General features: G+C 41.4%; 17 protein-coding genes. 6 read left to right on the top strand and 11 right to left on the bottom strand.

The window, feature by feature from the left end; all coding sequences use genetic code 11:
• Window positions 1-221: 221 nt before the first annotated feature.
• A complete protein-coding gene (plsY, locus tag MTF66_RS20855; RefSeq protein WP_248528435.1) occupies window positions 222-824 on the top strand; it encodes a glycerol-3-phosphate 1-O-acyltransferase PlsY in 603 nt (200 codons plus the stop codon).
• A 7-nt stretch (window positions 825-831) separates the two neighbouring features.
• Here the strand turns inward: plsY and tsaD are convergent, their stop codons facing one another.
• From tsaD to MTF66_RS20840, 3 genes are all read right to left on the bottom strand, one after another.
• A complete protein-coding gene (tsaD, locus tag MTF66_RS20850; protein WP_058585821.1) occupies window positions 832-1,845 on the bottom strand; it encodes a tRNA (adenosine(37)-N6)-threonylcarbamoyltransferase complex transferase subunit TsaD in 1,014 nt (337 codons plus the stop codon).
• Window positions 1,846-1,907: 62 nt separating this feature from the next.
• Complete coding sequence (locus MTF66_RS20845) at window positions 1,908-2,498, bottom strand: YjaG family protein (protein ID WP_058585822.1); 591 nt, start codon at window positions 2,496-2,498, stop codon at window positions 1,908-1,910.
• Entirely contained in the window at window positions 2,482-2,847 is a 366-nt protein-coding gene (locus MTF66_RS20840; protein ID WP_055198283.1) for a DUF2007 domain-containing protein, read from the bottom strand. Before MTF66_RS20840 ends, MTF66_RS20845 begins: the two co-directional genes overlap by 17 nt.
• Window positions 2,848-2,933: 86 nt before the next feature.
• Between MTF66_RS20840 and MTF66_RS20835 the strand changes: the two genes are divergently transcribed.
• The 4 genes from MTF66_RS20835 to MTF66_RS20820 all read left to right on the top strand — a co-directional run bounded on the left by MTF66_RS20835 (window position 2,934) and on the right by MTF66_RS20820 (window position 6,686).
• Window positions 2,934-3,341: a DUF2721 domain-containing protein gene (locus tag MTF66_RS20835; protein ID WP_054560956.1), complete on the top strand. Its 408-nt coding sequence runs from the start codon at window positions 2,934-2,936 to the stop codon at window positions 3,339-3,341.
• A 51-nt stretch (window positions 3,342-3,392) separates the two neighbouring features.
• Complete coding sequence (locus MTF66_RS20830) at window positions 3,393-4,919, top strand: response regulator (RefSeq protein WP_058585823.1); 1,527 nt, start codon at window positions 3,393-3,395, stop codon at window positions 4,917-4,919.
• A 118-nt stretch (window positions 4,920-5,037) separates the two neighbouring features.
• Entirely contained in the window at window positions 5,038-5,925 is an 888-nt protein-coding gene (locus MTF66_RS20825) for a LysR family transcriptional regulator (protein WP_248528432.1), read from the top strand.
• 140 nt (window positions 5,926-6,065) lie between these two features.
• A complete protein-coding gene (locus tag MTF66_RS20820; protein ID WP_217875792.1) occupies window positions 6,066-6,686 on the top strand; it encodes a 2OG-Fe(II) oxygenase in 621 nt (206 codons plus the stop codon).
• Here MTF66_RS20820 and ubiA read toward each other — a convergent pair whose 3' ends face one another.
• Complete coding sequence (gene ubiA, locus MTF66_RS20815; protein WP_248528429.1) at window positions 6,687-7,565, bottom strand: 4-hydroxybenzoate octaprenyltransferase; 879 nt, start codon at window positions 7,563-7,565, stop codon at window positions 6,687-6,689. It abuts the gene before it with no gap.
• Window positions 7,562-8,107, bottom strand: a complete 546-nt coding sequence (locus MTF66_RS20810; RefSeq protein WP_054560961.1) for a chorismate lyase — start codon at window positions 8,105-8,107, stop codon at window positions 7,562-7,564. The genes ubiA and MTF66_RS20810 overlap by 4 nt, the downstream gene beginning before the upstream one ends.
• Before the next feature lie 201 nt (window positions 8,108-8,308).
• Here MTF66_RS20810 and MTF66_RS20805 point away from each other — a divergent pair, with 201 nt between their 5' ends.
• Window positions 8,309-8,677, top strand: a complete 369-nt coding sequence (locus MTF66_RS20805) for a flagellar basal body-associated protein FliL (protein WP_371351978.1) — start codon at window positions 8,309-8,311, stop codon at window positions 8,675-8,677.
• Between the two features lie 41 nt (window positions 8,678-8,718).
• On the opposite strand, the gene glpG is transcribed toward MTF66_RS20805, so the two are convergent.
• The 6 genes from glpG to MTF66_RS20775 all read right to left on the bottom strand — a co-directional run bounded on the left by glpG (window position 8,719) and on the right by MTF66_RS20775 (window position 13,939).
• Window positions 8,719-9,534, bottom strand: coding sequence for a rhomboid family intramembrane serine protease GlpG (glpG, locus tag MTF66_RS20800; protein WP_248528426.1), 816 nt, complete (start codon window positions 9,532-9,534; stop codon window positions 8,719-8,721).
• Window positions 9,531-9,848, bottom strand: a complete 318-nt coding sequence (gene glpE, locus MTF66_RS20795; RefSeq protein ID WP_054560963.1) for a thiosulfate sulfurtransferase GlpE — start codon at window positions 9,846-9,848, stop codon at window positions 9,531-9,533. The genes glpG and glpE overlap by 4 nt, the downstream gene beginning before the upstream one ends.
• A gap of 54 nt (window positions 9,849-9,902) precedes the next feature.
• Complete coding sequence (tdh, locus tag MTF66_RS20790; protein ID WP_054551064.1) at window positions 9,903-10,928, bottom strand: L-threonine 3-dehydrogenase; 1,026 nt, start codon at window positions 10,926-10,928, stop codon at window positions 9,903-9,905.
• A gap of 55 nt (window positions 10,929-10,983) precedes the next feature.
• A complete protein-coding gene (locus MTF66_RS20785; protein WP_058585828.1) occupies window positions 10,984-12,180 on the bottom strand; it encodes a glycine C-acetyltransferase in 1,197 nt (398 codons plus the stop codon).
• Between the two features lie 149 nt (window positions 12,181-12,329).
• Complete coding sequence (gene gmhB, locus MTF66_RS20780; RefSeq protein WP_248528423.1) at window positions 12,330-12,881, bottom strand: D-glycero-beta-D-manno-heptose 1,7-bisphosphate 7-phosphatase; 552 nt, start codon at window positions 12,879-12,881, stop codon at window positions 12,330-12,332.
• Window positions 12,881-13,939, bottom strand: a complete 1,059-nt coding sequence (locus tag MTF66_RS20775; protein ID WP_248528420.1) for a glycosyltransferase family 9 protein — start codon at window positions 13,937-13,939, stop codon at window positions 12,881-12,883. The genes gmhB and MTF66_RS20775 overlap by 1 nt, the downstream gene beginning before the upstream one ends.
• Window positions 13,940-13,993: the final 54 nt, after the last annotated feature.

Here is a 13,993-nt window from a genome sequence, read left to right as displayed (position 1 = left end):
CCAAGTGACATGAATATTAAAACAACTCCTCATACTAAACGCTTATTGATAACAATAATGCGCTATATAAGCTGTCATACTGTTTTAATATATAAAAATTACCCCTACAATAACGGATAGATGCATTGCAATAAGGTGCTTACATTCTACTCGATGAGAGCGGCAGATGGTTTTGCCGCCAATGATAGCCCAAAAGTGCAGATTAAAAAATAAGGAAGCGCGTGTTAGAAGTTTTAATGTTAGTTTTAGCTTACATACTGGGATCGGTCTCTTCCGCTATCCTTGTATCACGGCTGTTTAAACTACCAGACCCACGCAGTCATGGATCGAATAACCCGGGTGCTACAAATGTTTATCGCCTTGGTGGAAAAGTCCCCGCTGTTTTAGTTCTTGTCTTTGATATTTTAAAAGGAACCATCCCTGTTTGGGGTGCCTACTTTTTAAAAATAGACCCGCTAATGTTGGGTTTAATTGGTGTGGCAGCCTGTTTAGGGCATATGTATCCGCTGTTTTTTAGCTTCAAAGGTGGTAAGGCCGTTGCGACCGCTTTTGGTACGTTATTACCCATTGGTTTATCCCTAGGTGGGATGCTGATCGCAACCTGGCTCATAATTGTTGCTATCACACGTTATTCATCACTTGCGGCACTGGTTACGGTTTCTTTAGCGCCTCTTTATACATGGTGGATAAAACCTTTGTATACCTTGCCAGTTACCTTTTTAACCGTATTGATAATTTTCCGTCACAGAGCAAATATGACTCGTTTGATGGCTGGGGAAGAACCTAAAGTCGGGGCTAAGAAAAAAGCCCCTGAACAAGAATAGCTAGCAATTATAACGCTTCGAGTGAATCAATAGGCCAGCGCGGCTTAGTTTTCATATCTAGGCTAGCAAACTGGCCTGCTTTCAAACGTTGCATACCAGCATAAGCAATCATAGCGCCGTTATCTGTACAAAACTCTGTGCGCGGGTAATACACGCGCCCTTTCATGCCTTGCATTACTCGTTCAAGTTGCGCACGCAATTGCACGTTTGCACTCACACCACCTGCGATCACTAAACGTTTGATACCTGTTTGCTTTAATGCACGTTTACATTTGATAGTTAATGTATCGATAACCGCGGTTTGGAATGCATGAGCAATATCAGCTTTGGTTTGCTCATCATCATCGCTATCACGAATCGCAAGCGATGCCGCTGTTTTTAAGCCACTAAAGCTAAAATCTAATCCTGGTTTATCAGTCATCGGACGTGGGAATACAAAACGCTCAGGCGTACCTTGCTCCGCAAGTTTTGCTAAACGTGGGCCACCCGGATAATCAAGACCTAATAACTTCGCAGTTTTATCGAATGCTTCACCGGCAGCGTCATCAACAGACTCTCCCAGCACTTCGTATTCACCAATGCCAGATACTTTAACCATCATAGTATGACCGCCAGACACCAGTAGTGCGATAAACGGAAATTCCGGTTTGTCCTCTTCAAGCATTGGCGCAAGTAGGTGGCCTTCCATATGATGAACAGCTACAGCAGGAATATTCCAACCATAGGCCAATGAGCGACCAATAGAAGTTCCCACAAGGAGTGCACCAACAAGTCCAGGGCCTGCGGTGTAAGCAATGCCATCTAAGTCTTCTGGGCCACAACCCGCTTGTGCAAAAGCAGCATCAATCAAAGGTAAGGTTTTACGTACGTGATCGCGTGACGCAAGTTCAGGTACCACACCGCCGTAATCGGCATGCACTTTTACTTGGCTATACAGTTGATGTGCTAATAAGCCTTGTTCATCATCATAAATGGCAATACCCGTTTCATCACATGATGATTCAATACCTAAAATTCGCATCAATTACTCCACCAAGAAAAAACAAACGCGTATTTTACAGTGAAAATACGCATTACTGAATATTAAATTGCAATACCGATGTTGGTTTGGCCGTCAGATACTGCAAGTTGCTTAAGCTCTTTTACGTTCTGGGAGGTAATTCGGCCCATTTGCTCTACAAAATCAATAAGCTCTGCAAGCACATCAATTTCATACTGCATTAAAGGGTGTTCACGAACAGCTTTGTTATCAGCAATTTCACCATCCACTGTTAGTTGATATTCAATGAAACGAGCCACTGAAGCCTGTGAAATTTTACTAATATTTAAAAACTCTTGTTCATCTTTGGCTATCAAACCGTGCAACATGCCAAGCAAAGCGGTTGCTGTATCGATTGCGGGATAAGTCCCGAACATGTCAAAGTCAGTAAGCTCTGGCACATTCGGCTCTATTTTTTCAATTTGCTTTTCAAGGCTGATTTTACTTTTTGGTAGTAAGATTTTTTCCCAGCAGACACTTAATGCGCTACGAAAAACCGCGGCATCACCAAACCCTGTTGCTTCACTAAATAAGCTGTAATTAGGCAGCATACGCTCAAGTAATGCGCCACCTAACACCGCTTTTTGCAAATAGTTTAATTCTCTAATACGTTGAAAATTATTCGCTTTTGTCATTCTTTACAGTCCCACAAGACCAACATATTTCAAATGTTGCTCCGTTAAGCTCATGACACTTAGGGCATACCCAGTCAGGAGCCGATTGTTTTAATTGCCGGTAGTTTAGCAATATTTCTTGCGCCTGGCGCTCTTTTAATGCGTAAACGAGTATATCGACCCCTGTTTGTTCAAATGGGATCTCCCCAAGCGCCCCTTGTAAAAGCTCACCTTGCAGTTGCGATTCGATCCCTTTACTTTTTAAAAGCCCTTTAATAATGTTTGCTTCTAAGCCATTTTCAGCCTGAAACACTTTCACCCAAGCGAATGGGTCCTGCTTAGCAGGTTGATTTAAATTATTGTTTTGCAAATCACTTCCCTTTTACTTTTCTATCTTTAAATCCTAAACTACGCTAGCAACTAACTTCGCTGCAATGCTTATTTCAAGGTAGCCACATGACTTTAACAACACCGGGACTGTTATTCCCAGCAATTTCTTTACTGTTACTTGCTTACACCAACCGTTTTTTGGTGCTGGCTCAGCTTATTCGAGAGCTCAATGCACGTGAAGGGGAAAGTATCCGCCCGTTAGTTGTTGCGCAAATTACCAATTTAAGAAAACGCATTAAACTCATTCGGGTGATGCAGGTTTATGGCGTGGCCTCTTTTCTGATGTGTACATTATCAATGTTTGCTTTATTTATTGAGTTTAATACCACAGGAATCATTTTATTTGGCATCAGCCTCGCTTGCTTAGCCTTGTCACTTCTCACCTCTTTGTATGAGATCCACATTTCTTGTGATGCTATTGAAATCGAATTAAAGAATATCGAAAAAAAACCAGTTTCAGATAAGGCAGAGTAAATTTCTGCCTCTATACTTATTGTATGAGATACAACAATAAGTGGTGTTTTTGTGGATGATTTCTTATTTTCTGAAGAACAGTTAGAAGAAAATAATATAGAAACTGAAGAGCCTGAATACTGGCATATTCTTGTTGTTGATGATGAAGAAGATATCCATCAAGTTACGAAACTAGTATTAGCTGGCTTCACTTTCGAAAATAAAGGTCTGCGCTTTTATGACGCCTACTCTGCGGCCGAAGCAAAAGAGTTTTTAAAAAAAGATATTCCCTTTTCTGTTGCTCTAGTTGATGTGGTAATGGAAACCAACCATGCTGGTCTTGAGCTTATTCAATACATTCGCGATGAAATAGAAAACCACGATATTCGTTTAATTCTGCGCACAGGTCAGCCAGGTGAAGCCCCAGAAGAAGCGATTATCCGCGATTACGACATCAACGATTATAAAAACAAAACTGAGCTCACCGCGATTAAAATTAAAACCCTGCTCTACTCAGCCTTAAGAGCACACCGCGATATTCAAATTATTGATCGCCACAAGCATGGGCTTGAACAGATCATCAACGCGTCTGCTAACTTTTTAAAATGTGACAGTGTTCATGAATTTGCTTCAACAATTTTAAGCCATGTCACTAACGTGATGGGCATTAATGACACGCAAATTTATTGTGCTGCAGCCGTTAATCTACAATCGTCACCAGCAAAAGATTTTCAATTGCTTGCAGCCTCAGGTGTAGGCCCCACACCACAGCAAAACACCATTCCTGATGAAGTAAAAAACTTATTTATAGATGCACATGAGCGAAAATCATCACTAAAAACAAGTAATGATTATATTGGTTACTTTCCTACCAAAGCCGGCCTTGAAACCATGCTTTATGTTCATAAAGGCAGTAAGTTACAGGCCACAGAGCATCAACTGTTAGAGTTTTATGCCAACAATATCGCGCTTGCTTACGATAATTTAAAACTCAGAGAAATGGTAAAAGAATCGCAAAAAGAGCTGTCGTACATTCTTGGAGAAGCAGTAGAAAAGCGTTCTAAAGAAACCGGCTCTCACGTTAAACGTGTTGCTTTATATAGTGAATTACTTGCTCAGCTTTCAGAGCTTAACCCATTTCAATGTGAAATCATTAAGCTTGCTTCACCACTACATGACATTGGTAAAATTAGCATTCCAGACAGCATATTGAATAAACCAGGTAAACTCACTGATGATGAGTGGGAAATAATGAAAACCCATGCAGAAATCGGCTATGAAATATTAAAAAACTCAAGTAACGAGATATTGACATGCGGTGCTTTAATTTCTTACCAGCATCATGAAAAGTGGGATGGTTCAGGGTATCCGCAAGGTTTAATGGCAGACGATATTAATATAGTTGGCCGCATAACCGCCCTCGCCGATGTGTTTGACGCCCTTTGCAGTGACCGTTGTTATAAGAAGGCTTGGCCATTAGAAGAGGCGTTAACTCTCATAAAAGATCAGCGGGCGAAACATTTTGATCCAATTCTAGTCGACTTATTACTTGAAAATTTACCACTTTTCTTAGAGATTAAGGACCGTTATCCTGATTAGATGTAACTTTTCTGTAAAACACTTCCCAAAATAGGTACAATAATTTACTATGCCTACCGTGAAGTATAATAATATTGCCTGGACGTAAAAGGCTTACTTATAACAAGGGACTATTAAAGTGAGATTTGAACAACTTGAACAATTTGTGGCGCTCGGGGTGCTGAGGCATTTCCGACAAGCTGCAGAAAAAACCCAAATCAGCACTTCAGCGTTAACTCGCAGTATTCAGACGCTCGAAGATGAAATTGGCTATGAGCTCGTTACCCGCTCTACACGCTCAGTTAAGTTAACCAAAGAAGGTGAACTTTTCCTTGAGTACGCTAAACAAACCCTCGACAATCTAGAAGAAACCAAAAAGCGTTTATTCGAATCTTTAAACGGTTGCACTAACGAAAAATTAGTTATTGGTTATACCAACAAAGCAAGCACGGTCGTGCCTGTTTCTTGCGGCCAATTTTTAGCGCAGTATCCGCATGTAAAAATAGAGATGCAACTACAAGAGCAAAGTGAACTTGTTCGTAAACTGCAATTAGGTGAAATTGATATTAGCGTATGCTCTCAGGCAATGAACAGCATTGGTAGTGATATACATTTACCTGATCAACTGATTATTTTTGTAGCTAAAAACCACCCACTTGCGCATAAGAGCGACATTAGTAAACGCGACTTTGCAGACTACCCTATGTACAGCTGCTTTTCACAGTCAAAGCAAGTGCAATCTATGCTAAACGATGCTATCGATTCTTTTGATAAAACATCAAGCATCAAGGTAGGTAGCATTGAGCAAGTAATGGATGGCCTTAAAAAGTCAAACCACATCGCAATAGCCAGTATTGAACACACAAATATTGTCTCTTCAGACCCAGATTTACTGTTATTGAAAACTAATAAAGGTATCGCACACGAGCAGCTTGTGATCCAAACAAATCAACAAATCAATGAGAATTCTCACGTTAGTCATTTACTTGACCTCATTGAAAAAACGGCGTTATCAAGCCAAAGCTAAAAGCTATTTTATATACTGCTAGCCTGTAATTAATCAGGCTAGCCAACTCCCTTTATTTCTTCATTTTTTTACTGCATAAAAAGCGTGCATCGCAGAATTTTTCATATACACTTACGCACTTTTTTTGATTGTGCACATGAATGACCGCACCGCTTATTACCGACACATACTTAGATGCTATTGAACGTACAGGATATGCTGTTGTTGAAAACGCGATTGATGAAAGCTTAATTGCTGATTTAATTGCAGATTGCTATCGCATTAATCCGCATTTTCATACCGCAGGTATTGGCCGATTAAACGACCAACAAATAGATAAAACCGTGCGTAAAGATAAAACCTTTTGGTTTGATAGCTCAAGCCAAGCACAAATTACTTACCTTGCGACCATGGAAGCGATAAAGACACAGTTAAACCGTGGCTTCTATTTAGGCTTATTTGACTATGAATGCCATTATGCAAAGTATCAACAAGGTGACTTTTATAAAAAGCACTATGATGCCTTCAAAGGCCGTTCGAATCGCATTTTTACAACGGTTTGTTACTTAAATACGCCAGAGTCTGGCGGTGAATTGGTGATCTACAAACCAAAAAGTAAAGACATTGAAATAGTCATTAAACCTCAAGCGGGCTTATTGGTGATGTTTGAAAGCGAACGCTTTATGCATGAAGTATTACCCGCAAACGATGTACGCTACTCTATTGCGGGCTGGTTCAGAAAAAATGCCTCAATCAGCGGTATTATCGACCCACCTAGGTAATTAAAACGGCAGTGGCAAGGATGCTGCTATACCGATAAAAATCACTAACCCTACATAATGGTTATTCAGAAACGCTTTGAAACAAGGATCTCGCTCTCGTTTATGAATAAGCGTTTGTTGATAAAGTAAAAAACCAACCGCTGCAGCTAAGCCCAGCCAATAAGGCAAGCCAAGGTGATTACTCATACCTATGTAAGCAAGGATCGTAATAAACAAGGCATTGAGTAAAAAGATGATGTGTCTGTCATAGCTGGCAAACAAGATTGCTGTTGATTTAACGCCAATCTTTAAATCATCATCTCTATCAACCATGGCATACATAGTGTCATAAGCCACAGTCCAAACAAGATTCGCGGTAAATAGTAGCCAGGCTTCTAATGGCACTGAGCCAATCGATGCCATGAAGGCCATTGGAATAGCCCAGCTGAATGCGGCACCAAGCACAACTTGCGGTAGTTGCGTGTAGCGCTTCATAAATGGATAACAAAAAGCCAGTGCTAAAGCACCAAACGATAGTAATATCGTTGACCATCCGAGTGTTAACACTAAACCAAAGGCCACCACAATAAGCAGTACAAATAAGCTCAGAGCTTCACCACTTGATACCAAACCTGCTGCCAGCGGTCGCTGAGCTGTGCGCTTAACAGAGCCATCTATTTTACGATCGGCAAAGTCATTAATTACACACCCAGCACTGCGCATCACAAAGACGCCCAAACTAAAAACCACAAAATTTAATAAGCTCGGTGTGCCAAGCTCAGCAAGCCACAGCGCCCAATAAGTTGGCCACAATAGCAACAAGGTGCCAATTGGCTTATCGGTACGCATTAACTGTTTATAGTAAGGTATATGTGCGACCTTAAGTGCAGCTAGCTTCATAGGTAAATATACGCTCCAGGTAAGAATACTTCAGCCACGAGAAAATGAGCATTAGATAAGCTAAAAACACTGCGTCTTCCCCACAATGGTTGTGAAGAGAAGCCAATTTCAGATGTTAAAGCTTGGATAGCGTGCTGCTGTGAAAACTCAGCAACTTCTATTTCTGTGCGCGATAAGCTTGGGTCTTGAAAAATAACATCACCAAGCGGCCTTGTTCCCATACTTAGTAACTGCTGCTTTTTTAATGTATCATCTGCCGGCAACCAGCTTTGTGCATAAACCATTGGTTTACCATCGCATAGAAGTAACACTTCGCGATTTAATGCCTGACTTAGAGAGGTATTGAGTAACGCTTGTTGCTCGGCGGTTAGGTCAAATGGCGCCTCGTTTAAAACTTCAACTGAAAAAGCCTGACAGTGACTTTTAAGCTTGGCTGTTAATGACCCAGCTTCAAGCAACCAACCTTGCTGTTGTTGCGTCAAATCTGGAAATGCTGAAGCAGGCTGCCAATTTGCAGCTAATGAAACTGGGAATGTGATCACAACGACTCATTATTTTTAAATACCGTGCAAATGATATCACTGCTGCACGTTTCGAAAAAGTCATGATTTAATCTCAAGCAGGGTTAAAAAACGCAGAACAGCCTGTATCTTAAGTGAATTTGGGTATAGACTAAAAATCATTGAAAGGGTGGAATATTCTTAACTATGAAAAAATCATTGTTATCAATTTACTTGATAAGCATGCTACTTGTTACTGCAACAAGTTGGTCTGTACGCGCTGAATCAAATGTTGGCTACTTTGGTTTTGAGCCTGACATCATCACAAACTACATAGGTCAAGGTAATAAAAAGCTTGGCTATGTTCGTATAACGGTGGATCTCATGCTCAATGATCTATCTGATATCGCAATCGTAGAACATCACACTCCACTATTGCGTGATGCGATTGTTGAAATACTCTCAAAAGAGCCTGAAGAAAACATTAAATCGCTTACCGGTCGCGAAGAAATCAGAAAGCGCTGCACCGAAAAGCTAAAAGCACTACTAAAACAAGAAACAGGACAAGAGATTGTCCGAGAAGTGTTATTTACTAAGTATTTATATCATTAATTGTAAGATGGCGGCATTAGCCGCCATTTTTATTTACGCGATTATTTACGCGATAACAGCTTATCTGATGCAGCATAAGCCATACCAGCTAGTAACCCCACTAAATGCGCCCAGTTCGCCATACTCACAGGCAACATATCTACAAAGCCCAGAATAAGCCAAACCAGCATAAAACCAACAATGCTATTACTCACTAGTGGCGGCTCTGTTGGCCTCATTACGCTGTAGATCCAACAAAAACCCAGTAAACCATACACAACGCCGCTTAGACCACCAAAGTTAGGCCCAACTACTAAAAACTGTGCCCAGTTACTAATGAATGCCGTCACTAAAAATAAACCCACTAAGGTTAATTTGCCACTGCGTTTTTCTATATCGTTACCCAGCGTCATCCACCAGATCAAATTAAAAATAAGATGAATAGCGCTAAAATGCACAATGGCAGGTGTAAACCAAGTTAGTGGCTGTGCAGGGTTGAACTGCAACAAACTGTAAATAGTTTCAAAACCACCTAATAAGAAGGCAATAAATATAGCTATCGAGACTAAAGTAACCGTACGGTTTAGCCAGCTTAATGCCTTAAAGCGGGCTTTTAAATTAAGGGATTGCCCTTGATATGACAGAGGCGATTGTGTACTGCCTACCTGCCATGAAGCTTGTTGGTATTTTTCGTCATGAGGGTTAGCTGCAAACTCTTGCCAAAGAGGTTGAGCTTGATGAAAGTGCTCTGGAGCAACACAAATAATCACAGTTTGTCCATCTTGCGAGCGCAGCTCTCCATGTAAGCCCTTACTTTTTATGTAATCTATAAAGCCTTGTGCGGCACGAGGATTATTTATGCTACCCAACTCAATCATCGTTCAATGTGCTCCGGAAGTTGTGTTTGCCAAGCTGTAAAGCCACCATCCATGCTGTATACGTCTTCAAACCCCTGCTCTACTAAATAGCTCGCAGCACCTTGAGAACTCACACCATGATAGCAAACGATGATGATTGGCTGATCAAACTCTTTATGCATCATAAATTCGCTGATATTAGCATTTGATAAATGCTCAGCGCCTGGGATATGCCCAGTTTGAAATGAGTTAGGATCGCGAATATCAGCAATCACAACCTCTTCTTTATCTAACAGCGCAAATGTTTCGCTCACTGAAATATGTTTATACGACATAGTACTCTCTAAACTAAAAAGGCGGCCAAAGCCGCCTTATCAAATTACTCGGTGTTAATCCCAGTTGAGGATTACTTTACCTGATTGGCCTGAAATCATTGTATCAAAGCCTGCTTGGAAGTCATCCACGGAGAACTGGTGAGTGATAATTGGTTTCAGATCAAGGCCTGACTGAATTAGACTCGCCATCTTGTACCAAGTTTCAAACATTTCACGGCCATAAATCCCTTTAATGATTAGACCTTTGAAAATAACCTGGTTCCAATCAACCGCCATATCTGAAGGTGGAATACCTAACATGGCAATTTTACCACCGTGATTCATGTTGTTTAGCATGCTGTTAAATGCAACTGGCACACCAGACATTTCAAGACCAATATCAAAGCCTTCGGTCATGCCAAGCTCTTTCATTACATCTTCAAGCTTTTCAGTTGCTACGTTTACAGCACGAGTCGCGCCCATTTTGCGTGCTAAATCTAAGCGGTATTCGTTCACATCAGTGATAACCACATGACGTGCACCAACATGCTTAGCAACAGCAGCAGCCATGATACCAATAGGGCCAGCACCTGTGATTAATACGTCTTCACCGACTAAGTCAAACGACAACGCTGTGTGTACTGCATTACCGAATGGGTCAAAGATTGATGCTAGTTCATCAGGAATGTTATCTGGAATTTTAAATGCGTTGAAAGCTGGGATCACAAGGTATTCAGCAAATGCACCTTCGCGGTTAACACCTACGCCTGTTGTATTACGACATAAATGCACACGACCAGCGCGACAGTTACGACAGTGACCACAGGTAATATGACCTTCGCCAGAAACACGGTCACCCACTTGGAAACCACGTACTTCCTGACCCATATCAACCACTTCACCTACATATTCATGACCAACAACCATTGGCGTAGGAATTGTATTTTGTGCCCACTCATCCCATTTATAAATATGGACATCTGTTCCACAAATTGCTGTTTTGCGGATTTTAATAAGCAGATCGTTATGGCCAACTTCAGGTTTTGGCGCATCAGTCATCCAGATCCCTGGTTCTGCTTTTAATTTAGATAATGCTTTCATGATTTACACTCAATTAAACAAAACCGAAGCAAAAGCTTCGGTTTAGGAAATAAAATTAGATAACGCCCATTTCTTTACCAATACGGGTAAAGGCAGCAATAGCGGTATCTAATTGCTCTTTTGTATGCGCCGCAGAAATTTGCGTACGAATACGTGCTTGGCCTTTTGGTACTACAGGGAATGAGAAACCTGTTACGTAAATACCTTCAGCAAGTAATTTGTCAGCCATGGCTGAGGCAATTTTAGCATCGCCTAACATAACAGGGATAATAGCGTGGTCTTTGCCTGCACAGGTAAATCCTGCTGCTTCCATTTGTTCACGGAAGTACTTTGCGTTATCCCAAAGCTTAGCGCGTAATTCGCCGCCATTGCTTAGCATCTCAAGTACTTTAATTGATGCAGTAACAATTGATGGTGCAAGTGAGTTTGAGAAAAGGTATGGACGAGAGCGTTGGCGTAACCACTCAACAATTTCTTTTTTACCTGAAGTGTAACCACCTGATGCACCACCAAGTGCTTTACCAAGGGTACCTGTGATGATATCAACACGATCAAGTACACCGCAGTACTCTGGCGTACCTTTACCATTTTCACCAACAAAACCAACCGCGTGAGAGTCATCTACCATCACTAATGCATCATATTTATCAGCTAGATCACAAACCGCTTCTAGATTACAAATTACACCGTCCATTGAGAAAACACCGTCAGTGGCGATTAACTTAGTTTTAGCACCCGCTTCATCAGCAGCAATAAGTTGCTTTTCAAGGTCGCTCATGTCGTTATTTGCATAGCGGAAACGCTTTGCTTTACAAAGACGCACACCGTCAATGATCGAAGCGTGGTTTAGCGCGTCAGAGATGATTGCATCATCTGGGCCTAAGATTGTTTCGAATAAACCTGCGTTGGCATCAAAACATGATGAGTAAAGAATAGTGTCTTCGGTTTCTAAGAACTCAGAGATCTTTTGCTCTAAAGTTTTATGAATATCTTGAGTACCACAAATAAAGCGTACAGACGCAACACCAAAACCATGATCATCAAGGCCTTGTTGAGCTGCTTTAATTAACTCTGGGCTATTTGCTAAGCCAAGGTAGTTATTAGCACAAAAGTTAATGACCTTATCACCTGAGGCAACTTCAATTTGAGCCTGTTGCTGTGACGTGATAACACGCTCGCTTTTGTATAAGCCTTCAGCTTTCACTTCATCAATTTGCTGCTGCAACTGATTAAAAAACGCAGATGCTCTCATCTGTAATCTCCACATATTCTTGTATCTAACCAGAAATGATTAGCATGACATTAAATTTTGCGCCTATTGTAAAAGCTTAGCCGAACAATTGCACTGTTTGCAGTTCGTCGCAGACCTTAAGGCTTGCGAAATAAAACTGGTCTTACCTGCTAAGACTGTAAAATTAAAGCAGGTAACTCAGCTAAAGACTCACAGACTACATCGGCGTGTTGCTCTGTTGACTCGGCATAACTTTGCCCTGAGCGGACTAAAACACGGGTAGCGATATTAGCTCTTTCAGCGGCAATCAGGTCGCCAAGCTTATCACCAACCATAATGCTTTGAGATGGATCGATTTGATGCTCATCAATGGCTTGTAAAAGCATACCTGGGGCAGGCTTGCGACAATTACATTCTTGCAAATAGGCAGGTTCTGCTTTGCTTGGATGATGCGGACAAAAATAGACATCAAGAATAGTAACGCCATGGCGTAAAAATTCGCCCTTCATCCACTCAGTGAGGTTGTAAAAATCTTGCTCTGAATAATAACCACGGCCAATACCTGACTGGTTAGTTACCACCACAATTTTATAGCCCGCATCAGTAAAGGCTTTGCACGCCTCAAATACACCGGGTACAAATTCAAACTCTTCTGGTTTGTATACATAGCCATGATCAATATTGACCACACCATCACGGTCTAAAAATAAAACTTTGCTCATTACAATTGCTCTTTATCTACCACGTGGTCAAACATCGAAATCACCTTTTCAACACTTATTTGCGCCATTAAATCAGCCCCTTTAACGCGTGTTCCCCAAGGTAGCTCTTGCGCTGTTTTGCCTGTTTGCTCACGTAAATTTTGGTGATAAACCTCAACAACATAATCTTGGTATAAATAAGGCCCTGTGCGTTTTGGGTTTGAGTGGGCATACAAACCAATAACAGGTGTTCCTACCGTTACAGCCATGTGCGCAGGCCCAGTATCAGGAGCTAACACTAACGCCGCACGTTTCAAAACACATAACAACTCTTTTAGCTGAGTTTTCCCTACTAAGTTAAGCACAGGTGCCGAACTCTGCGCGATAATTTGCTCAGCAAGTTCAATTTCTAAAGGGGTTGGACCACCAGTAATAACCACCGAAAAGCCTTGTTGATGAGCATATTCAGCAAGTGCAGCATAACGCTCAGGTAACCAATTACGCTCTTTTTTACTTGCCGCAGGCGAGATAACAAAAATACGCCCGGCTAAACGCTCATCGCCTAATAGCGCATCGGCTGCTTGTTGGTGCTGCTCGGTAACCGGCATTTGCCATTGAGGTTTGTAATCAGGGGTCCCTATTGCTTGAGCAAAACCTTTAAAGCCTTCTAATACATGCGCCTCTGATTGCGGGGCAATACGCTTATTAATAAACAAGCTATGTAACTCTTTTGAGCGCGACCAATCAAACCCCACTTTGACTTTTGCCGGAATACAACGGGCTGCTAGATTCGCTCTTAGTGCTACTTGCATATGTAATAGCACATCAAATTTACGCCCCTTGAACGTATCTTTTAGTTGCTGATAAGCCTGTTTGCCCTGCTTTTTATCGAACACAACAAACTCAACGCCAGGTAAATCAGCCAGTAACATGGCCTCAACTTTACCAATCACCCAAGTAATTTTTGCCTTCGGATGTGCCTTTTGAATTGCTTGCACTGCTGATACGGCATGACATACATCACCAATAGCCGAAAGCCTTAAAATACAAATATCTGAATAGGAGGTTGATTGAGTCACGTGCGCCCTTAGCTACAGCAAATAATATGCGATCTTAAATTAACTTGATGCTAA

The sequence above is a fragment of the Pseudoalteromonas sp. 2CM39R genome (genome assembly GCF_023161845.1).
The sequence above is the reverse complement of the archived record's forward strand: the minus strand, read 5'-3'. Positions and strand labels throughout refer to the sequence as shown.